Below are 19,815 nucleotides of genomic sequence, written 5' to 3'. Positions count from 1 at the left end.
TCACTCCACTCCCTGCGTTCCCCGCCAGCGGCGCACAATACCCGGGTCGAGATCAAAGAGATCGAGCACGCGGCCGACGGTGTGGTCGACCATGTCTTCGATGCTCTGGGGTTTCGCATAAAAGGCCGGGACAGGCGGATAGATGATGCCGCCCATTTCGGTCACCTGCGCCATGTTGCGGATATGGCCGAGATGAAGCGGCGTCTCTCTGAGCATAAGGACGAGGCGACGGCGTTCCTTCAGCACCACGTCGGCCGCGCGGGAAATGAGGTTGTCCGTCGTGCCCGTGGCGATCTCGGCCAGCGTCTTGACCGAACAGGGGGCGACGATCATGCCGAGCGTCTTGTAGGAACCGGAGGAACAGACGGCGCCGATATCCTTGTTGGAATGGGTGGTCGTCGCCAGCGCTTCGAGGTCCTGCCTGGAAAACGTCGCCTCGGCCGCAAGCGTGATGCAGGCGGCACGCGACATGATCAGATGCGTCTCGATCTCGAGATCGCGCAGCAATTCGAGGATGCGCTTGCCGTAGACCACGCCCGACGCGCCCGAAATGCCAACGATCATGCGTTTTGGATGGGTCATCGCCTATCCCACGCTTTTGAGGAGCATCGCGGCGCGTGCGCTTGCCTCGTCGCTGATACGGGCGCGCACGCCGTGGAAATTCGGGCCGCGCGTCGCGTCGAGCCCCATGCGCGAGGTCGTACCGATGCCGCTGGCCGAGGGGTCGAGTGCATTGCCCGGCAGGCCCTCGATGATGACGACATCCTTGTGCGGCTGGAAATGAGTGGCGAGCGCCCAGAGCACCTCGCTGTCGCGGGTAATATCGACATCCGCGTCCACCACGACCACGGTCTTCAGGTACTGGTCCCAGCCGAGAAGACCGAGCATGACCTGCCGCGCCTCCCCCTCACGCGTCTGGTTCATGGCGATGTAGGCGTGAAAATGCGTGCCCGACGAGGGATAGTGCACTGCGGTGATCGAGGGAAAGCGCGCCTTCAGTTTCTCCACCACCTCGGCCTCGCGCGGCACGCGGCCGAGGTTGAGGTGTTCGGCCGAATTGCCGCCCGCCACGCTGACGAGAATGGCGTCGCGCCTGCGCATCACGGTTTCGACGGTGAAGAGGTTGTTGGTCGAGCGGTCGGATGAATAGCCGGTGAACTCGCCGAACGGCCCCTCCTCGACATGCGCCTCGGGATCCAGCACACCTTCGAGCACGATCTCGGCATGGGCGGGAACGCGAATGCCGTATTTCGGCGTACGCACGACCTGAAGCGGTTCGCCCATCAGCCCGCCTGCGACATCGCGTTCGTCTTCGCCGAAGGCAAGGCGGGCGGAGGCGGCGATCATGAAGAGCGGATGGCCGCCGATGACCATCGCGACCGGCATCGGCCTGCCCTTCTCCTTGGCCATGTTCATCAGCCGCCAGAGATGGCCGCGCGAATGCAACGAGGTCGCAAGCGAATTCTTCGAATGAATCATCGCGCGGTGGTAGCTGAGATTGCCGGCACCGGTTTCCGGATGCTCGCCGATGATGATGCCGCTGGTGATGTATTTCGCCCGATCCGTATCGAAGTGCTTGAGCATCGGGAGCGCGTTAAGATCGACGGCATCGCCCGAGATGATCTCCTGGGTGATCGGGCCTTCTTTCAGGACCTCCGGCGTGAACGGCCGGTTAGCGCGTCCCTGGTAGGCTTCGTGCAGCCTGTCGGCCGTAGACCCGAGCAGGCGGGCGATACGGTCGCGCGAGGCAAAGATGTTGCAGAGCACTTCACTGCCGATCCCGGAAACATTCGTCAGGTGCAGCATGGGGTGCCGCCCCCGCTCGGCCAGGTTCCAGATCAGTGCCGTTGCATCCTGATCGTCCAAGACCGGCTGGTCGATGGTGATGACATCTTCTGGGTACTCCGCGCTGTAGTCGGCGAGGAAGCTGCGGGCATCTTGCTTGTGGTACTGGGTCATATCTTAGCCTCGACGCGACGGGAGGGTGACGGCGCCCGGATGGGCGCCGTCGTCTTTACTCAGGCAAATTCCTTGTGCTTGCCCGTGGCCCGGTCGACACCGGCATAGCTATCCTTCAGGCGCGCCTGGGCGTCCCGGAGGTCACGCGGCGGCGGCGAAGGGTCGATGCCGACGAGCTTGGCGATGTTGTTGCCGAGATAGCCTTCGAGATCGTCCTCGGAGAGGTTGATGCCGTGCGGCGGATCCTTGCAGAGCACTTCGAGCTCGCGCAGCCACATGCCCGGATCGTTCGGCGGGCTGTCCGTGCCGAAGACGATCTTGTTCTTCGGCAGCTGCTGGGCGAACTCCACGATGCGCGACTGGAAGCACCAGCCGGATTCGCAATAGACGTTCGGGGTATCCATCGCCATCCAGAAGGACTCGAACGAGTAGTTGCCGCCGGTCTGGATGCCGAAGTGGCCGATGATGAAGTTGACCATCGGGAACTCGCGGATGATCGGGTAGAACATCGTCGGGATGGTGTACGGGCCGTCGCCGGTGTGGATGAGCACCACGACGCCGAGCTCGGCGCACTTCTTCATCGCCGGCCGCAGCCAGTCGAGCGCGCGGTCGGGCCGGTAGCCGTGCATGTTGGCGTGCAGCTTCAGCATCTTGAAGCCGTATTCCTTGACGTGGAATTCGAGCTCCGCCGCGCCGTTTTCAGGTCCCCAGCGCGGGTTGTAGTTGAAGTTGCCGATAAAGCGGTCCGGGTATTTCTGGCAAAGCTCGGCACAATAGGCCATGTAGTCGCGAATGCCGTCGCGACCCTTGCGGTTGCCGTCGCGGTATCCGGTGTTGCCCGGCGGCGGCTGGATGAAGCCCATATCGATCCGGCGCGGTTTGCCGTTGATCATATAGGGACCGTCCATCAGCTTGAGCATGCGCTCGCCGGTGAAGGGCTCGCCCGTGTGACGCCACGCCTCATCGACGAGGTTGGTCGGGTGAAGATGGGTATCGATGATCATTGTTCACTCCGTTCAATTTTACGCGGCAAGGGCGACGCCGTGCTGGCGCAGATACGCCTCGGCTTCCTCGACGGTGGCCGGTGGCTTCGTCGCTTCCAGGCCGATCATCCGGGCGACGTTGTTGCCGAGGTAATCTTCCAGCGTATCCTCATCGAGGTTCAGGCCCTGCGGCGGCTCGTGGCAGAGAACTTCGAGGAGGTTGATCCACATGCCCGGTTCGTTCGGCGGCGTGTCGGAGCCGAAGAGGATCTTGTGCTTGGGCAGAACCTTGGCGAATTCGACGATGCGCGACTGCAGGCACCAGCCGGATTCCACGTAGACACTCGGCGTGTCGAGCGCCATCTGCATCGGCTCGAACACATAGACGCCGCCGGTCTGAACGCCGAAATGCGCCAGGATGAAGTTGACCTCCGGGAACTCGCGGATGATCGGGTAGAACTCCGTCGGGATCGAGTACGGACCGTCGCCGGTATGCACCTTCACCATCAGGCCGAGATCCGCGCACTTCTTCAGTGCCGGTCGCAGCCAGTCGAGCGCGCGGTCCGGGCGGTAGGCGTGCATGTTCGCCTGCAGCTGCACCATCTTGAAATCGAACTCCTTGGCATAGCGTTCGATTTCTTCGGCGCCATTCTGGGTGCCGTAGCGCGGGTTGTAGACGAAGCAGCCGAGGAACCGGTCGGGATGCTCGGTCACCATCTTTTCCGTGTAGGCCATGTACTGGCGAATGGCGGCCTTGCCTTCCAGATCCATCACCTCATGCGTGTAGATGGTGTTGCCTTGCGGCGGCTGGATGAAGGCCTTGTCGATCCGGCGCGGCTTGCCGTTCACATAGTAGGGGCCATCCATCATCTTCAGCAGCTTGTCGCCGGTGAACGGCGGTCCATCGTGTCGCCAAGCCAGGTCCACCAGGTCGGTGGGATAGCAGCTCAGGTCAATAATCATAGGTTTCTCCTGTCGTAGAGGGTCCGGTCGATGCGGGGCCGCGCGATGAACGCCATGCCGGCCGAAGCCGGGCGTGGATCCGCGATCTCAGGAAATGCCGAAGACGGAGAGAACAGGCCGGCGCGTTAGCTCCCAGGGCGGGGCAACCGGGCGTTCCTTTTGTGATCAGCATCGACATCGCAGCCTCATCTTCCAACAGACGGTGAGCAATTGTCGGTGCTTCTACTCGGCTCCAAGGGAACCACTGCGCGCGCATCCTGTCAACTCAAAAATTCAACTTAAGTCATTATTTTTAAATGATATTTTCTTAAATAATGGCAGCAACCGCCCGCGCTGGAGGAGCGCGAGCGGCTCAGACAGAAATGCTTACGCAAGCGCCGTCCGGCGTGGAGATCGCTGCTAGGGCACTAGGCATGCACGCAAGTTTCTGTCGATACTTTCGCGGTCGAGATTGCGGCCGATGAACACGAACTTCGACTTCCGCCGGTCTTCGCCCCAGGCATGGTCCGGGCGGAAATCGACAAGCTTGTGCACGGCCTGAAGCACGAAGAAGCGGTCGTCGCCGGCAACGGAAACGATGCCCTTCGTGCGAAAAATGTCGCCCCCGTGCTCGCCGAGATAGGCCGTCAGGAAGCCCGCGAGCCGCTCGCCGTCGAAGGCTTCGGGATAGACGAACGAGTGCGACTTCACCGTCACATCGTGTTGGTGCGGCCGAAGGGCGGGCGCGGGCGCACGTTCATGGTCATGATGGTGGTGGTGCCCATGGTCGTGATGGGCATGATCGCAACATGGCTCCTTGCAATCATGGTGATGATGACCGGCGTCGTGATCGTCGTCCATGTCGATGTCGAGGATTTCCGCCCGCTCGCGCACATAGGACGGCCGGAAGCCCTTGACCCCGAGGATGTTGGAAAGGTCCACCTTGCCGTAGCTGGAGCGGAGGATGGGTGCCGTCTGGTTGAGCCTGCGCAACGAGCTTTCCAGCGAGCCGAGCGCTTCCTCCTCTGCAAGGTCGATCTTGTTCACGAGGATGCGGTCGGCAGCGACGATCTGGTTGACCGCCTGGTTGTCGCTGCCGTCGAGCACCGGATCATAGAGGTGCTGGTCGATGTGCATCGCGTCCACCAGCGTCACGACCGCATCGAGTTCCACTTCGTCGGCAACGCTGCGGTCGACGAAGAAGGCGGTGGCGACCGGCGTCGGGTCGGCAAGCCCCGAGGTCTCGACGATGATGTGGTCGAACTTGTCCTTATGGCTCAGGAGCTTCTTCATCACGTCGATCAGATCGTTGCGCACGTCGACGAAGCAGCAGATGCAGCCGTTCTGCATCTGGAAGATTTCTTCGTCCGAGGCGAGCACCAGGTCGCTGTCGACGTCCACCTCGCCGTATTCGTTCTCGATCACCGCGATGCGGTGACCGTGACGCTCGGTGAGAATGTAGTTGAGCAGCGTCGTCTTTCCGGATCCAAGAAACCCGGTGAGGATCGTGATCGGGAGTTTCTGCTGGCTCGCAGGCTCGATATGCATGTTCATGCGCCCTTCTCCCTCAAGGCTTTCAGGATGTCTTCCGGCGTGATCGGATAGTGGTGGAAGCGGACGCCGATGGCGTCGTGGATGGCGTTGGCGATGGAGGGGCCGATGGCGATGATCGGATCTTCGCCCACACCCTTGGCGCCCCAGGGCCCGCCCGGGTCGGGCGCCGCCTCAAGGATGATCGTCTCGATGTCGGGCATGTCCATCGACAGCGGCATCTTGTAGTCGACGAGACCCGCATTGAGCGAACGCCCGGTCTTCTTGTCGATAACATAGTCTTCGGTCAGCGTGTGGCCGATGCCCTGCTGGATGCCGCCCTCGATCTGGCCCTGCGCCGCGATCGGATGGATGACGCGACCGACGTCGTGCACCGGCACGACGCGCTTGACCTCGACGATGCCTGTTTCCGTGTCGACGTCCACCTCGGTAAAATGGGCGGCGAACGAGTAGGATTTCGTCGGTTCGTAGGTGCCGTTGGCAACGATATTGGCGGCAGGGATGCCGCGCGAGGGGCCCATAGCCTGCGACACCGTCATAGAGCGATCGGGCTCGGCAATGAGGAAGACCTTGCCTTCGGAAAGGTCGATATCTTCCGGCGAGACCTGCAGTTTCATCGCCGCTCTGGCGAGCACGGCGGCGCGGACCTTGCCGGCTGCCATTTTGGCGGCCGTGCCGACCAGATAGGTCGTGTGGCTGGCAAAAGCCCCGATGTCCCAAGGCACGACGTCCGTGTCGCCATGGATAACGCCGACGTCCTCGAAGCGCACGCCGAGCTCTTCGGCAACGATCTGCGCCAGCGCCGTATGTGCACCGGTGCCAAGCCCGGCAGCGCCAGTCAAAAGCGTGACCGTACCGTCCTCGTTGACCTTTACCGTGGCATTGCCCTGCTCCTTGATGCCGGGATAGGCAGACGAGCCGTGCATCTCGCAGCCGATGCCCCACCCCTTGCGGATATGCGGACGGTTGGGATCCGGCGTCCGGTCGCGGTTCCGAAGCGCCTTCCAGTCGAGTACGTCGATGCCGTGCTGAAGGCAGATTTCAAGCCCGTGACCGATGATCGGGTGGCCTGACGGCGCGATGTCGCCGGCCCGCACCACGTTCTTCAGCTTCAGCTCGGCCGGGTCCATGCCGAGCCGTTCGGCGGCTTCGTCCATCTGGATGTCGAGCGCGTAGTAGCTTTGCACAACCCCGTAGCCGCGGAAGGCGCCGTTGATCGGGGTGTTGGTGTAGACGCAGCGACCCTCCAGCCGCACGTTCTCGCAGCGATAGAGCGAGGTGGCGGCGGTCGTGCCGACGATGGTCACGCCCGGGCCATGGGAGCCGTAGGCGCCTGAATCATAGACCAGCTTCATGTCGCGGGCGACGAGCGTGCCGTCGTTCTTGAAGCCCTGCCTCAGCCAGATCTTGCAGGGGTGACGCGAACGACCGGCGACGAAGGTCTCATGGCGGGTGAACTCCATCTTCACCGGCCGGCGGGTTTCCTTGGCCAGAAGCGCGCAGAGAAACTCGTGCTGGAAAAGGTCCTGCTTGGCGCCGAAGCCGCCACCCATATGGTCGACGAGCACGCGCACCTTGGTGAGTGGCAGGCCGAGCACTTCGGCAAGGATGCCGCGCACCATGAAGGAGGTCTGGGTCGAGGTCCAGAAGGTCAGCTTGTTGGAGCCGTCCCAGTCGGCGACGCAGACGTTCGGCTCCATGTAGGCCGGATGCGGCCGTCCACCGGCAAAGGTGCCCTCGAGCACGAAGTCCGCCTCGGCAAAGCCCTTGTCGACGTCGCCGCGGTTGACGCGCACCGGGTCGAGCACCAGGTTGCCGCCGGGACCGACCTCATGGATCAGCGGCGCGCCGGGCTGGGCAGCATCCTCCGGTTCGAAGACGGCCGGCAACGCTTCATATTCCACCTCGATCAGGTCGAGCGCCTCGTCGGCGATCTCCTCGCTGATCGCGGCGACGGCGGCGACGCCCTCGCCCCAGAACCGCACCTTGTCGTCGAGAATGTACTGGTCCTTGGTGCAGGAGGCCGAGCGTGGATGCGGCGAGCCGTAGTGCAGCACGCGCGGCACGGTCTCGTGCGTCAGCACTGCCTTGACGCCGGGATATGCAAGCGCCTTGCTGACGTCGATCGACTTGATGCGCGCATGGGCGATCGTCGCGCGCTTGATCTTGCCGTGAAGCATGCCGGGGAGCTTGATGTCGCCGGTATACTGCGCCTCGCCCGTCACCTTCTCGAGCACGTCGTCTCGCTTGACGCTCTTGCCGACGATCTTGAACTCGCGCTGTTCGATGGGGGTGGTCATGTTCATGATCTTGCTGCCTCCATCTCGCGCGCGGCGGATCTGATCGCGTCGAATATCTTGGTGTAGCCGGTGCAGCGGCAGATGTTGCCGGAGAGCCCGAAGCGGATGTCCTCGTCGGTCGGGCGCGGATTGTCGTCGAGCAGTTTCTTGGCCATCATCAGGATGCCAGGGGTGCAGAAGCCACACTGCGAGGCGCCGTGCCGCATGAAGGCATCCTGCAGCGGATGGAGCGTATCGACGCCCGGCTGCAAGCCTTCGATCGTCTCGACCTTGCGGCCTTCGGCCTCCACGGCAAGCACCAGGCAGGCGTTGACCGGCTCGCCGTCGATCAGCACGGTGCAGGCGCCGCAGTCGCCGACATCGCAGCCTTTCTTGGTGCCGGTGACACCGACATCGTCGCGCAGCGCATCGAGCAGGGAGCGACAGCTATCGACCGCCATTTCCCGCGCTTCGCCATTCACGGTGAATTCGACCATGCGTTTCATGCGAAAGCCTCCAATGCCTGTCTGATGGCGCGGCCGGTCAGCACACCGACCATGTCGCGACGGTAATCGGCGCTGGCGCGCACGTTGCTGATCGGCGTGCACTCCTCCATCGCCTTGCTCGCCGCACTTCTGACCGTCGCGACATCGAGCGGCGTTCCGCGCAGCATGGCTTCGGCTTGCGGCGCGCGCAGCACGGTGGCGCCGACGGCACCGAGTGCGATGCGGATGTCGCTGCAGATGCCCTCCTCCATCGCGAGGCTGACGGCGACGCCGACGGTGGACAGCTCCATCGCCTTGCGGCGGCCGTGCTTGATATAGGCCTTGCCTGTCGTATCGCTTGCCGGCGGCACGGTGATGCCGGTGACGATCTCGCCCTTGGCAAGGACCGTCCTGCCGGGTCCGGTGAAGAACTCGGCGATCGGCACGACGCGCATGTTGGTGCGGCTGTAGATGTGCACGAAGGCGCCGTCGGCAACCAGCGGCGGAATGGTGTCGGCCGACGGCGAGGCGCGACAGATATTGCCGACCACGGTCGCCCGGTTGCGCACCTGGATGGAGCCGAGCGAGGCGAAGGCGGCTCTCAAGTTCGGGTAGCGCTGGCAGACCAGCGGCAGACGCTCCAGGCGCCCGACCGTCACCAGCGCCCCGAAGGTGAGCCCAAGCGTCTCGTCATAGGTGATATCGGAAAGACCGGGGATCTGCTTGATGTCGACAACGTTGCGCACGCGGCGCAGCCGCTCGCGGATCTCGACCAGAAGATCGGTGCCACCGTTGAACAGAAACGTATCATCACCGAGTTCGGTGAGAAGACGGGAGGCATGTTCCAGCGTTTCCGCCCGATGATAATCGAAGCGTCTCATGGTTTCCTCATGGGGTTGTGAGCTCCGGCGGCTCAAGCGCTCCGCCGGACTAATGATGTGAGCCTTCAGGCCGGGTCGGCGGCGGGCGCACCTTCGGCGAGTTCCGCCTCCACCGGCTCCCGGGCGGGGACACCGTTGAAGAGAATGTTGAGAAGTGCCGCCGCGAAGGTGCCGACGAGCACGCCGCTGTGTAGGAACTTCTCGAGCGCTGCCGGCAGCTGGTCGAAAATGTTCTCGGCAACGACCGGCACCATGGCGAGGCCGACGCTGACGGCAACGATGTAGAGATTGCGCCTGTTCGCCACAAAATCGACCTTCGACAGGATCTTCACGCCCGTCGCCGACACCATGCCGAACATCACGATTGCCGCACCGCCGACGACATAGCTCGGGATCGATGCGCTGACGAAGGCAACCTTCGGCAGCGAGCCGAGCAGGACCAGGATGGCGCCGCCGGCCGCCACCACGAAGCGGCTGAGCACGCCGGTGATCTGCAGCAGCCCGACATTCTGCGCGTAGGTCGTGTAGGTGAAGGTGTTGAGCAGGCCGCCGATAATGTTGCCGACACCATCGGTTCGCAGGCCCCGGGTGAGCTCGGCCTCGGTGATCTTGCGTCCGGCCATGTCGCCGACAGCCAGGAACTGGCCGGTCGATTCGATCATCATGACCGTCATGACCGCACAGAGCGACAGGATCGACCAGAACTCGAAGATCGGCCAGCCGAAGGCGAGCGGGTGAATGATGCGCACCCAATCGGCCTCGGCAACACCGTGGAAATCCACCTTGCCGGCGGTGATCGCAACCAAAAAGCCGATCCCGATCCCGATCAGGACCGCAAGATTGGCCATAAAGCCCTTGAGAACGCGGGTGAGAAGCAGGATCGACATGAGCACGATCGCGGCCACGGCGAGCGCGAAGGGTGCGCCATAGGCAGGGTTCGGGATCATGCCGTCAGGCCCCTTGATCATCGGCTGGCCACCCGCCGCCCAATTTACCCCGACGCGCATCAGCGAGAGGCCGATAACCAGCATGACCGTGCCGGTGACGACAGGCGGGAAGAACCGCACCCAGCGGCCGAAGAACGGGGCAACCAGGATCGTGAACACCCCGGATCCGATGACAGCGCCGATGACGCCCGGCATGCCGAGATCGGGATTGGTGCCCGTCGCGATGATCGAGGGCACGGCGGTGAACGAAATCCCCATCATGATCGGCAGGCGAATGCCGATGTTCCAGATGCCGAGCGCCTGGATGAGGGTGACGATGCCACAACAGAAGAGATCCGCGCTGACGAGCATCGCGATCTGTTCCTTGGGCAATTGAAGTGCGCTGCCGACGATCAGCGGCACGGCGACCGCTCCGGCATACATGACGAGAACATGCTGCAGGCCAAGGGCCATTAAACTCGGGATTGGGTAGGTTTTTTCGACAGGATCAGTCGTATCGGGGTTATGCATTCGCTTTCCTCCCAGCGAACAGCTTCCGGCGCGGTGGGAGGGCAACTTCGGCCTCATGATCTTGTCACCGCACGCCGTACAACACGGATCATGCGGCTGGCCAAATCAGCAAACAATCGGCATAATCATATTTATTCATATAGTAATTGAATGAATGGATCGGAATGGACATTACGCTGAAGCAGCTTCGCGCCTTCGTCACCGTCGCCAATCTGGGGCAGTTCACTTTGGCCGCCGACAGGCTCGGCTCCTCGCAGTCGGCGGTGAGCACCCTGGTGCGTCAGCTGGAACAGAATCTGAAGCTGCGCCTGTTCGACAGGCATACCCGCCTTCTGCGTTTGACGCAGGCGGGCATGGACATCCTGCCGGTTGCCGCGCGTGCGGTTGCCGACATCGATGGCATGGTGGAAAGCTCGCGCGAATTGAATGCGCTGAGACGAGGCAAGGTTTCGATCGCAGCCGGCACCGTGCAGGCGGCATTGATGCTGCCGCAACTCGTCAACGCCTTTACAAGGCTCTATCCCGACATCGCAGTCGCCCTCCACGATGTCGCGGAGATCGCGGTGCTGGAACAGGTGACCAACAGTTCGGTGGACCTTGGCATCGGAACCGTACCGGAGGACGATACCGAACTGATGGGCACCCGGCTGACGACCGACGAATTCCTCATCGTCCTTCACCCGGAGGATCCTTTGGTCAGACTGCGTGAAATTCGTTGGACCGATCTCGTCGACCGCAAACTGATCGGCCCGCACCGCGGCAATCCGATCAGGGACCGGCTCGAAAGCGAGCTGGCGCGCAACGGTATCGTGCTGCCGTTTGACAAGGCGATGCAGGAGGTAGCCTTGCCGCTGACGATTATCGGCATGGTTGAGGGCGGGCTCGGCGTCGCGATCATGACGTCCGCGGTCACACGGCTCGCAACGTCCATGGGCCTTGTGGTGCGCACGCCGACCGAACCGCACATCAAGCGTGAGGTCAGTCTGATCCAGAAGCGGACACGCTCGCTGTCTCCCGCTGCCCGACGGTTTCGCGACTTCCTGCTGAAATCAGTACACTAGTCATCTGCGAAGAAACCGGGCGCCTTGCCCGCAGGCGCGACGCCACGCTGTTTGACCACGCGCATTTTCCGGCGTTATCTGGGCGCGCTGCTGGACCGCGAGACCGCGGGCAGGCAGGGCGCAGCATTCGCTGCGCGCGGCAGGCTTTCCGCCAGCCGCCGCTCCCAGCTCAAGCCAAACCAGGAGCACTTATGGCCCATTCCCTGAAGAGCAGTAGCGAAACGGCACGGTCCAACCGGCCCGATCTTTCCACCGACGCGATCCGCAGCACCAAGGAAGATCTGGCTGCCTGCTTCCGCATGGCGGCGCGCAACGGTTTCGAGGAGGGCATCTGCAACCATTTCTCCACTGTCGTCCCAGGCCATGACGACCTCTTCATCGTCAATCCCTACGGCTATGCCTTTCGCGAGCTGACGGCATCAAGACTGCTCGTATGCGATTTCAACGGCACCGTCATCGACGGCGACGGCGAGCCAGAGGCGACGGCCTTTTACATCCATGCCGAAATTCACCGCCGGCTACCGCGCGCCAAGGTCGCCTTCCATACGCACATGCCCTATGCGACCGCATTGTCCATGACCGAGGGCGCTCCGTTAATCTGGGCGGGCCAGACGGCGCTGAAATTCTACGGTCGCACCGCTGTCGATGAAAACTACAACGGCCTTGCCCTCGACCATCGGGAAGGCGCTCGTATTGCCGCCGCAGCAGGCGACGCCGATATCGTCTTCCTGAAACACCACGGCGTGCTGGTCCTGGCGCCGAACATCGCCGAAGCCTGGGACGATCTCTACTATCTGGAGCGCGCCGCCGAGGTGCAGGTGCTTGCAATGTCTACCGGCCGCGACGTCCTGCCGGTCGACCCTGAGATCGCCGAGGCCGCGTATCGGCAGATGCGCGAAGGCGACCCCGAGTCGGCACGGGCCCATCTTGCCGCCATTCGCCGGCAACTCGATGCCGAGGAACCGCAATACAGGCACTGACTGCGAACCGGGCCGATGCCAAAGCCGATCGCATCGGCCCGTGCCAGATTGTCGGTCAACCAGTTGATCAGGCGCCTCTTTCCGTGAGGCTGGCCATGTTCGAGCGTTGCCTTGCCGTCGGCAATTATTGCGATCCATTTATCAAACAATTGAAATAATGAATTTGTTTGAATTAAAAGCGCGTGCTTAGTTTTCCGCCATAACAACAAGGTGGGGACGACATGGCACGAGAAAATCCAGCTGCGTTGCTCGCAAGACTGATCCCCGGTCAGTCCTTTGCTCTTAAGGGCGGAACCGTCATAAACGATGACGGCACGCAGTCGGTAAGCGACATCATCGTCGGCGCCGACGGGCGGATCACAGTCGTCGAGCCCTTTCTCGACACCGGTTCCTGCGGCGCCTGCATAGACATCTCCGACATGCTCGTTTCGCCTGGCTTCGTCGACGCGCACCAGCATCTCGACAAGACCGGTGTGCTACGGTTTACGCCCAATCCCTCCGGCACCCTCCAGGGCGCCCGCGAAGCCTTTGCGAAATACGCCCGCACCGCTGGCCCCGACGACATTCACAAGCGCGCGACGCGCACGATCGGGCGATGTCTTTCCCGCGGCACGACCGCGATCCGCAGCCACATCAACGTCGATAAGGATGCCGGTTTTCATGGCATCGAGACGCTGGCCGCCATTCGCGATGCCGAAAAGCACCGCATCACGCTTCAGCTCGTCGCCTTCATGACGCCGCATCCGGGCCAGGACTTCGAATGGCTCGGCAAGAGCATCGACGGCGCCGTGGCCCTTGCCGATGCCGTCGGCGGAACGCCCGCCGTTTCCGAGGACCCGCCGCGCTACCTCGACATCCTGTTTTCCGCCGCTGTGAAATCCGGCAAGCCGATCGACCTGCATCTCGACGAACACCTCAATGCCGGCGTTCATCTTCTCGATGCCGCACTCGATCGCGTCGAGCGCTTCGGCATGCAGGGGCGCTGCGTCTTCAGCCACGTCTCGGTGCTGAGCGCCCTGCCGCGCCGCGATTTCCTTCGAATAGCGGAGCGTCTGAAGAAACTGGACGTCGGCGTCGTGACGCTGCCGGCCGCAAACCTCTATCTGCAGGGCCGCGACTACGACGTTCTGCCGCCGCGCGGAGTGACGCGTGTCGCCGAACTCTACCGCGCCGGCATCACCATCGCCACAGCGTCGGACAACATCCAGGATCCGTTCGTCCCGACCGGTTCGGGCGACATGCTGGAAATCGCCCGCTGGACACTGCTTGCCGGCCATCTGCGCGGAGACGAGCTCGCCGCCGCGCACAACATGATCACCGCGGCCCCTGCCCGGCTGATGGGGCTTGGCAAGGACTACGGTTTCAGACCCGGCGCGCGCGCCGACTTCGTCATTACCGACTGCATCGATACCGACACGCTGGTTGCCGGCGGGCCGGATCGGGCTTTCGTCTTCTCGAATGGGCGCCTTGTCTCGCACAGCGCCACAGAAAACATCCGCCTGAAGGAGGACGCATAAAAGGGAACGGCTGCTCCGGGGGGATTGGGACTTCAATCTAATGGGAGGAATGAAATGATTATCGATATTTCGCGTCGTTCACTGCTTGCGTCCACACTCGGACTGGCCCTTGCCGGAACGCTTTGGCTGGACCACGCACGAGCCGAAGACTTCAAGATGGGCCTGCTGGTGCCCGGTAGCGTTTCCGAGGAGGGATGGAACCGGATCGGCTACAACGCGCTCAAGGGCGTGGAAGAGCAGCTTGGCGCCAAGATCAGCTATGTCGAACTGCAGCAGAACCCGGCCTCGTTCGAGAAGGCGTTTCGCGACTATGCCAGCCAGGGCTACAAGGTCATCCTCGGGCACGGCTTCGAATTCCAGGACGCCGCACGGGACGTCGCAGTCGATTATCCGGACACCTATTTCCTGATTTCGTCGAGTGCGATCCATGAAGGCAACGTCATCGGGCTCAACACCGATACCAGCCAGCCCTTCTACCTGATGGGCGTGATCGCTGCGAAAATGGGCGGCAAGGCGGGCCTTGTCGGCGGCATGGAAATCCCGCCGATCCAGCAGGCTTTCACCGGCTTCAAGAACGGCGCAAAAAGCGTCAATCCGAACTTCCCGATCAGCGAAGCCTATATCGGCAACTTCACCGATACGACGGCCGCCAAGGAAGCGGCGCTCAGCATGATTTCGCAAGGTGCTGACTTCGTCGTGCCGAACGCTTCGGGCGCAACCGTCGGCGGCTACCAGGCGATTGCCGAATCCGGCCCGGACGTGCGCTCCTTCTCGATCTTCAGCGACTTTACCGAGGTTGCGCCCAACAATATCCTGGGGCTCTACGTCGCCGACTATGCACAAGGCGTGGTCGAAGTCGTCCGCGCGATCAAGGACGGCAATCCGCCGACGGAGAACGTGGTCTTCGGCCTGAAGGATCCGAAGGTCATCTCGTTCACCTTCCGCGACGACGGCCCGGTCTCCGTGCCGGAGGATGTTCGCGCCGAGGTAAAGGCGATCAGCGCCAAGATCGCCTCTGGCGAGATCAATACCGGCGGCCAATAGCTGCCTCCATGCTGCGGCAGGAGTTCCGGCCGCAGCCCTTCCCGCGTCACACCAATATCCGGACACACCCATGGCTGAGATAAACCAGGGAGTGCGTGAGACCGTGAATTCTCAAGCAGCCCAAGCTTTCTACAGGACACTTTCGCAGGCTGCGATCAGTGCCCTGACACCCATCGCGGCGGTTCTGGTCGCGCTCGCCTTCGGCGCGCTCCTCCTCTGGCTGAACGGCTTCAATGGCAGCGACGTCGTCACCGTCATGGTCTTCGGCTCGTTCCAGGACATGCGCTCGGTCGGAGAAATTCTCCTGAAGGCCACGCCGCTGATCCTGATCGGCGCGGGGCTCTGCGTCGCGTTCCGCTGTTCGATCTGGAACATCGGCGCCGAAGGCCAGCTTTATGTCGGCGCGATCGCCGCAACGCTCGTGGGCACCACCATCGACGGTCTTTCCGTCTGGGTGCACGCGCCGCTGGTGATGTTGGCCGGCGCATTGGCGGGCGCCGCCTGGGCTGGCATCGCTGGCTATCTGAAGGTGCGCTTTCAGGCGAGCGAGATCGTCACCACGATCATGCTCAACTACATCGCGCTCATCTTGACGAGCTATCTCGTCACCGGCCCGATGCGCGACGCGAGTGCCGCCTATCCGCAATCGGCAAGGCTGGTGCGCGAAGCCTGGACGCCACGCCTGGTGACCGACCTCAGGCTTCACATCGGCATCCTCGTCGCGGTGGTTCTGGCGGTTGCGCTCTACATTTTTCTGCGGAGAAGCAGCCGCGGCTTTGCGCTGCGCGTCGTCGGTCTCAACCCGCATGCCGCCCGCTACGCCGGCATGAACGTCGCCCGAAACATAATGATCGCGATGTGCATCAGCGGCGCGATGGCGGGTCTTGCCGGCGCCTTCGAGGTGGCGGGCGTCACACGTCGGCTCTACCAGAACATTTCGCCGGGCTATGGCTTCGAGGGCATCGCTGTGGCGCTCCTGGCGGGCAACAATCCGTTGGCGGCGATCCTGTCTGGCGGGCTTTTTGCGACGCTTCGCTCCGGCTCGGAAGTCCTCCAGATCACCTCCCAGGTCCCGCAGGTCCTGGTGCTGGTCATTCAGGGCATCGTCATCCTCTCGGTCGTCGCCTTCGCAAAGCTGCGCGACATCCTCAGGACAGTGGCTTGAAAGCATGGAAACTCCCATGTGGCTGTAGACCGCCCGCGGGAAAACAAAACTTTGGCGACATTCCTGGAGGGTCGACCCCATGGACGACATGATTTCTCTCACCTTTCTCGCGACGCTCGTCGGGGCCGCCTGGAGGCTTGCCACGCCCCTGATATTCGCCTCGATCGGCGAGGTCTTTTCCGAGCGCGCCGGCGTGCTCAACATCGGTCTCGAAGGCACGATGCTGGTCGGCGCCTTCTCAGGCTTCGCTGCGGCCTCAGCCACCGGCAATATTCCGCTCGGGCTACTGGCCGGCGTTGCCGGCGGCATGCTGTTCGGGCTCGTCTTCGCCTTCTTCACGATCACCATCAAGGCGGACCAGATCGTCGTCGGCGCGGCCCTCAACCTGCTCGGGATGGGGCTGACGGCTTTTCTCTTCCGCACCTATTACGTTTCGACCGGCAAGGGCATCGAGATCGCCCAGCCGGTCCACATTCCCTGGCTGAGCGACCTGCCCTTTCTCGGCGAGGCGCTCTTCCGCCAAAACCTCATCGTCTATTCCACCGTGCTTGTCGCCATCCTCGCCACCCTGGTGCTTTACCGCACGTCCTTCGGCCTGACGCTCCGCGCCGTCGGCGAGCACCCGAAGGCCGTCGACGTCGCCGGTCGCAGCGTCGTTGGCTACCGCTATGGCGCCGTGCTCGTTGGCACAGGGCTTGCGGGGCTCGGAGGCGCGTTCCTGACGCTCGGCCATTCCAACCAGTTCGTCGAAGGCATCACCTCCGGCCGCGGCTTCATCGCCCTCGCCGTCGTGGTCTTTGCCCGCTGGTCGCCGATCGGCGCCTTCTTCGTTTCGTTGCTCTTCGGCCTCTTTTACGCGCTGCAGCTCATGCTCCAGGCACAGGCATCCGTCGTCGTGCCCTACCAGGTGCTCCAGGCGCTTCCCTACATCATGACGATCGTCACGCTGGTCGCCTTCCGCGGCAAGGGCGCCGCACCCAGCAAGCTTGGCCAGCCCTACGAAATGAGGTGATAGACATGTCGAAAAAACCGTTCCTGCGCATCGACAATATCCGCAAACGTTTCGGCCCGATCGTCGCCAGCGATGGTGTTTCGCTCGAAATCGAGGAAGGCGAGATCCATTCGCTGCTCGGCGAAAACGGTGCCGGCAAGAGCGTGCTGATGAGCATGATATGCGGCATGGTACGGCCGGATGAGGGCGAGATCATCTACAAGGGGCAATCGGTGCGGTTCGCAAGCCCGCGCGACGCGATCCGCCAGCGCATCGGCATGGTGCACCAGCACTTCATGTTGGTGCCGAACCTGACGGTCGCGGAAAACTACATCCTCGGCCAGGGTTCAGCGTTCAGCGTCATATCCGATATCGACAAGGTCCACCGAAAGATCCGCGCCCTTTCCGAGCGCTACGCCCTCGACGTACGTCCCGACGCAATCGTCGAAGACCTCTCGGTCGGCGAGCAGCAGCGAGTGGAAATCTTGAAAGTGCTGTTTCACGGTATCGACCTGCTCATCCTTGACGAGCCCACCGCCGTTCTCACGCCACAGGAGACCGACCGTCTCCTGTCCCTGATGGGCGATCTCGTGAAGGACGGTAAGACCGTCGTCTTCATTTCGCACAAGCTGGACGAGGTGATGCGGGTCAGCAATCGCATCAGCGTCATGCGTGACGGGCGCGTCGTCAACACGGTTAAGGTCGGGGAGACGAATGCGCGTGAGCTCGCGCGCATGATGGTCGGTCGTGACGTCCGCATGGAGCTGCCGCGCAGCCCCAAACCTCCCGGCCGTATCGTGCTTTCAGTGGAGAACCTCACCTGCCGCGCCGAGACCGGCCTTCCGGCCGTGCGCGGTGTAAGCCTAAATGTGCGCGCCGGCGAAATCGTCGGCATCGCCGGCGTATCCGGCAATGGCCAGACGGAACTGTCGCTGGCGCTCTCCGGCCTGCTGCCGGTCGATGCCGGGCGTGTCATTCTCAACGGAAACGACATAACCGGGCTCGACCCGGCCGAAATCAATGCCCGGCGCTTTTCCCACATTCCGGAAGACCGCCACAAACACGGCATCGTGCTGCCGTTATCGCTGAGTGAAAACACCATTCTCCAACGCTACGACCAAAAGCCGTTCGCGACGGGCGGCATGCTCAACCGCAGGGTCATTGGCGAACACACCCGCGACCTGATCAAGCGGTTTCGCGTCAAGTGCCGGGACGAGAACCAGCCGATCGCAGCACTTTCGGGGGGGAACCAGCAAAAGCTCGTCGTTGCGCGGGAACTGGCGCGCGACCCAGATTTCATCCTCGTCAATCAGCTTGCGCGCGGCATCGATATCGGCGCGATGGAGTTCGTGATGGAGGAAATGCTGCGCCAGCGCGACAGCGGCCGGGCCATCCTGCTGATCTCCACGGAACTCGAGGAGCTGTTTGCGATCTGCGACCGCATCCTCGTGATGTTCCATGGCGAGATCCTTGGCGAAATGCCGCCGGACCGCACGCGTCTCGACGAACTCGGCCTGCTGATGGCCGGCAACAAGGATCAACCGGCACTAGCGGGGTAGACAAGCCAAGGCCTGGCGGGCTTTTATGGGAATGAGATAACGGGAGGCCGCGCGTACATGAACATTACCCTGCGGCAACTCAGGGCCTTCATCGCCGTGGCAGAACTCGGACAGTTCAACATCGCCGCACGCAACCTTCATCTCACCCAGTCTGCGGTCAGCATCCTCATCCGGGACCTGGAACGGGAGATCGGTGCGCGCCTCTTCGACCGGCACACGCGCATGGTCTCTCTCACCCTGGTCGGCCAGGAATTCCTGCCCCAGGCGCGCAAGATCCTGAAGGATCTCGAGCTTGCCGTTGGCGACGTGCGCGACAACGCTTCGCTGAAGCGCGGCCAGGTGACGATCGCCGCTGCGATCGTGCTTGCTGCAACGGTGGTGCCCCCGATCATCGCCAGATTCCTGAACAAGTATCCGGAAATCTCCGTCAACATTCGCGACATGCCTGAAGAGCAGATTACCCCGGCGCTCAAGCGCCACGAGGTCGATATCGCCGTCGGCACCCTTTCGGAGGAAGACCCCGAAATCGCCGCCACTCCGCTTCTGCGCGACAAACTGATGCTTGTCTGCCGCGAGGATCACCGGTTTGCCAAACGCAAATCCGTGCGCTGGGCCGAACTCAAGGACGAGACGCTTATCACCCTTGCCGCCTCCAACCCGCTGCGCAACATCGTGGAGCATAACCTCATTCGCGTCGTGCCGAACTATCGGCCGAAATACGAGGTCCGCTTTTCGACGACGGCGATCAGCATGATTGCCGCCGGAATGGGCGTTTCAGTGCTGCCTGAAAACTCCGGACAACTCGCCTCGGCCGTCGGAGTAACCACAGTCGACCTCGTTGACCCCGTCGTCATGCGTGACGTCTCTTTGCTTCAGCGGCGCCACCACAGCCTTTCGCCCGCCGCCGAGCATCTGAAAGCGGCCTTCATCGCCAGCGTTGCGAAACAGGTCTGAGAGACCT

General features: G+C 62.6%; 17 protein-coding genes. 8 read left to right on the top strand and 9 right to left on the bottom strand.

Annotated features, from left to right (window positions below):
* The 9 genes from JVX98_RS28930 to JVX98_RS28890 all read right to left on the bottom strand — a co-directional run bounded on the left by JVX98_RS28930 (position 1) and on the right by JVX98_RS28890 (position 10,537).
* Complete coding sequence (locus JVX98_RS28930; RefSeq protein ID WP_192449035.1) at positions 1–582, bottom strand: UbiX family flavin prenyltransferase; 582 nt, start codon at positions 580–582, stop codon at positions 1–3.
* Positions 583–585: 3 nt separating this feature from the next.
* The gene (locus JVX98_RS28925) at positions 586–1,959 is read right to left on the bottom strand and encodes a UbiD family decarboxylase (protein ID WP_192449034.1); all 1,374 of its coding nucleotides are present in this window, start codon (positions 1,957–1,959) and stop codon (positions 586–588) included.
* Between the two features lie 59 nt (positions 1,960–2,018).
* A complete protein-coding gene (locus JVX98_RS28920) occupies positions 2,019–2,963 on the bottom strand; it encodes an amidohydrolase family protein (RefSeq protein ID WP_034791749.1) in 945 nt (314 codons plus the stop codon).
* 18 nt (positions 2,964–2,981) lie between these two features.
* Positions 2,982–3,905 (bottom strand): amidohydrolase family protein, encoded by a 924-nt coding sequence (locus JVX98_RS28915; RefSeq protein WP_034791747.1) that lies wholly within the window; start codon positions 3,903–3,905, stop codon positions 2,982–2,984.
* A gap of 399 nt (positions 3,906–4,304) precedes the next feature.
* Positions 4,305–5,432, bottom strand: coding sequence for a GTP-binding protein (locus tag JVX98_RS28910; RefSeq protein WP_371826602.1), 1,128 nt, complete (start codon positions 5,430–5,432; stop codon positions 4,305–4,307).
* Between the two features lie 2 nt (positions 5,433–5,434).
* Positions 5,435–7,741: a xanthine dehydrogenase family protein molybdopterin-binding subunit gene (locus JVX98_RS28905; protein ID WP_192449031.1), complete on the bottom strand. Its 2,307-nt coding sequence runs from the start codon at positions 7,739–7,741 to the stop codon at positions 5,435–5,437.
* The gene (locus tag JVX98_RS28900; RefSeq protein ID WP_205239881.1) at positions 7,738–8,220 is read right to left on the bottom strand and encodes a (2Fe-2S)-binding protein; all 483 of its coding nucleotides are present in this window, start codon (positions 8,218–8,220) and stop codon (positions 7,738–7,740) included. Before JVX98_RS28900 ends, JVX98_RS28905 begins: the two co-directional genes overlap by 4 nt.
* On the bottom strand, positions 8,217–9,080 hold the full coding sequence (locus JVX98_RS28895) for a xanthine dehydrogenase family protein subunit M (RefSeq protein ID WP_205239880.1): 864 nt from the start codon (positions 9,078–9,080) through the stop codon (positions 8,217–8,219). Before JVX98_RS28895 ends, JVX98_RS28900 begins: the two co-directional genes overlap by 4 nt.
* A gap of 65 nt (positions 9,081–9,145) precedes the next feature.
* Positions 9,146–10,537 carry a nucleobase:cation symporter-2 family protein gene (locus tag JVX98_RS28890; protein WP_205239879.1) on the bottom strand — a complete coding sequence of 464 codons (1,392 nt, stop codon included), beginning with the start codon at positions 10,535–10,537 and terminating at the stop codon, positions 9,146–9,148.
* A gap of 164 nt (positions 10,538–10,701) precedes the next feature.
* On the opposite strand from JVX98_RS28890, the gene JVX98_RS28885 reads away from it, so the two are divergent.
* From JVX98_RS28885 to JVX98_RS28850, 8 genes are all read left to right on the top strand, one after another.
* Entirely contained in the window at positions 10,702–11,598 is an 897-nt protein-coding gene (locus JVX98_RS28885; RefSeq protein ID WP_192449027.1) for a LysR substrate-binding domain-containing protein, read from the top strand.
* Between the two features lie 191 nt (positions 11,599–11,789).
* Complete coding sequence (locus tag JVX98_RS28880; RefSeq protein ID WP_205239878.1) at positions 11,790–12,578, top strand: aldolase; 789 nt, start codon at positions 11,790–11,792, stop codon at positions 12,576–12,578.
* Positions 12,579–12,799: 221 nt separating this feature from the next.
* Positions 12,800–14,095: an amidohydrolase family protein gene (locus tag JVX98_RS28875; protein ID WP_192449025.1), complete on the top strand. Its 1,296-nt coding sequence runs from the start codon at positions 12,800–12,802 to the stop codon at positions 14,093–14,095.
* 54 nt (positions 14,096–14,149) lie between these two features.
* Positions 14,150–15,139, top strand: a complete 990-nt coding sequence (locus JVX98_RS28870; RefSeq protein WP_246765110.1) for a BMP family protein — start codon at positions 14,150–14,152, stop codon at positions 15,137–15,139.
* A gap of 70 nt (positions 15,140–15,209) precedes the next feature.
* Positions 15,210–16,304, top strand: a complete 1,095-nt coding sequence (locus JVX98_RS28865) for an ABC transporter permease (protein ID WP_205239877.1) — start codon at positions 15,210–15,212, stop codon at positions 16,302–16,304.
* A 79-nt stretch (positions 16,305–16,383) separates the two neighbouring features.
* Positions 16,384–17,316, top strand: a complete 933-nt coding sequence (locus JVX98_RS28860; protein WP_205239876.1) for an ABC transporter permease — start codon at positions 16,384–16,386, stop codon at positions 17,314–17,316.
* Between the two features lie 5 nt (positions 17,317–17,321).
* Entirely contained in the window at positions 17,322–18,854 is a 1,533-nt protein-coding gene (locus JVX98_RS28855; protein ID WP_205239875.1) for an ABC transporter ATP-binding protein, read from the top strand.
* Between the two features lie 57 nt (positions 18,855–18,911).
* Positions 18,912–19,808 carry a LysR family transcriptional regulator gene (locus JVX98_RS28850; RefSeq protein WP_192449022.1) on the top strand — a complete coding sequence of 299 codons (897 nt, stop codon included), beginning with the start codon at positions 18,912–18,914 and terminating at the stop codon, positions 19,806–19,808.
* Positions 19,809–19,815: the final 7 nt, after the last annotated feature.

The organism is Ensifer sp. PDNC004 (assembly GCF_016919405.1).
In the GTDB taxonomy this organism is placed as follows: Bacteria; Pseudomonadota; Alphaproteobacteria; order Rhizobiales; family Rhizobiaceae; genus Ensifer.
The sequence above is the reverse complement of the archived record's forward strand: the minus strand, read 5'-3'. Positions and strand labels throughout refer to the sequence as shown.

What these genes read in the sequence shown, in the direction of transcription:
- JVX98_RS28930 (WP_192449035.1), bottom strand. Translation starts at nt 582, where the DNA reads ATGACCCATCCAAAACGCATGATCGTTGGCATTTCGGGCGCGTCGGGC.
- JVX98_RS28925 (WP_192449034.1), bottom strand. Translation starts at nt 1,959, where the DNA reads ATGACCCAGTACCACAAGCAAGATGCCCGCAGCTTCCTCGCCGACTAC.
- JVX98_RS28920 (WP_034791749.1), bottom strand. Translation starts at nt 2,963, where the DNA reads ATGATCATCGATACCCATCTTCACCCGACCAACCTCGTCGATGAGGCG.
- JVX98_RS28915 (WP_034791747.1), bottom strand. Translation starts at nt 3,905, where the DNA reads ATGATTATTGACCTGAGCTGCTATCCCACCGACCTGGTGGACCTGGCT.
- JVX98_RS28910 (WP_371826602.1), bottom strand. Translation starts at nt 5,432, where the DNA reads ATGCATATCGAGCCTGCGAGCCAGCAGAAACTCCCGATCACGATCCTC.
- JVX98_RS28905 (WP_192449031.1), bottom strand. Translation starts at nt 7,741, where the DNA reads ATGAACATGACCACCCCCATCGAACAGCGCGAGTTCAAGATCGTCGGC.
- JVX98_RS28900 (WP_205239881.1), bottom strand. Translation starts at nt 8,220, where the DNA reads ATGAAACGCATGGTCGAATTCACCGTGAATGGCGAAGCGCGGGAAATG.
- JVX98_RS28895 (WP_205239880.1), bottom strand. Translation starts at nt 9,080, where the DNA reads ATGAGACGCTTCGATTATCATCGGGCGGAAACGCTGGAACATGCCTCC.
- JVX98_RS28890 (WP_205239879.1), bottom strand. Translation starts at nt 10,537, where the DNA reads ATGCATAACCCCGATACGACTGATCCTGTCGAAAAAACCTACCCAATC.
- JVX98_RS28885 (WP_192449027.1), top strand. Translation starts at nt 10,702, where the DNA reads ATGGACATTACGCTGAAGCAGCTTCGCGCCTTCGTCACCGTCGCCAAT.
- JVX98_RS28880 (WP_205239878.1), top strand. Translation starts at nt 11,790, where the DNA reads ATGGCCCATTCCCTGAAGAGCAGTAGCGAAACGGCACGGTCCAACCGG.
- JVX98_RS28875 (WP_192449025.1), top strand. Translation starts at nt 12,800, where the DNA reads ATGGCACGAGAAAATCCAGCTGCGTTGCTCGCAAGACTGATCCCCGGT.
- JVX98_RS28870 (WP_246765110.1), top strand. Translation starts at nt 14,150, where the DNA reads ATGATTATCGATATTTCGCGTCGTTCACTGCTTGCGTCCACACTCGGA.
- JVX98_RS28865 (WP_205239877.1), top strand. Translation starts at nt 15,210, where the DNA reads ATGGCTGAGATAAACCAGGGAGTGCGTGAGACCGTGAATTCTCAAGCA.
- JVX98_RS28860 (WP_205239876.1), top strand. Translation starts at nt 16,384, where the DNA reads ATGGACGACATGATTTCTCTCACCTTTCTCGCGACGCTCGTCGGGGCC.
- JVX98_RS28855 (WP_205239875.1), top strand. Translation starts at nt 17,322, where the DNA reads ATGTCGAAAAAACCGTTCCTGCGCATCGACAATATCCGCAAACGTTTC.
- JVX98_RS28850 (WP_192449022.1), top strand. Translation starts at nt 18,912, where the DNA reads ATGAACATTACCCTGCGGCAACTCAGGGCCTTCATCGCCGTGGCAGAA.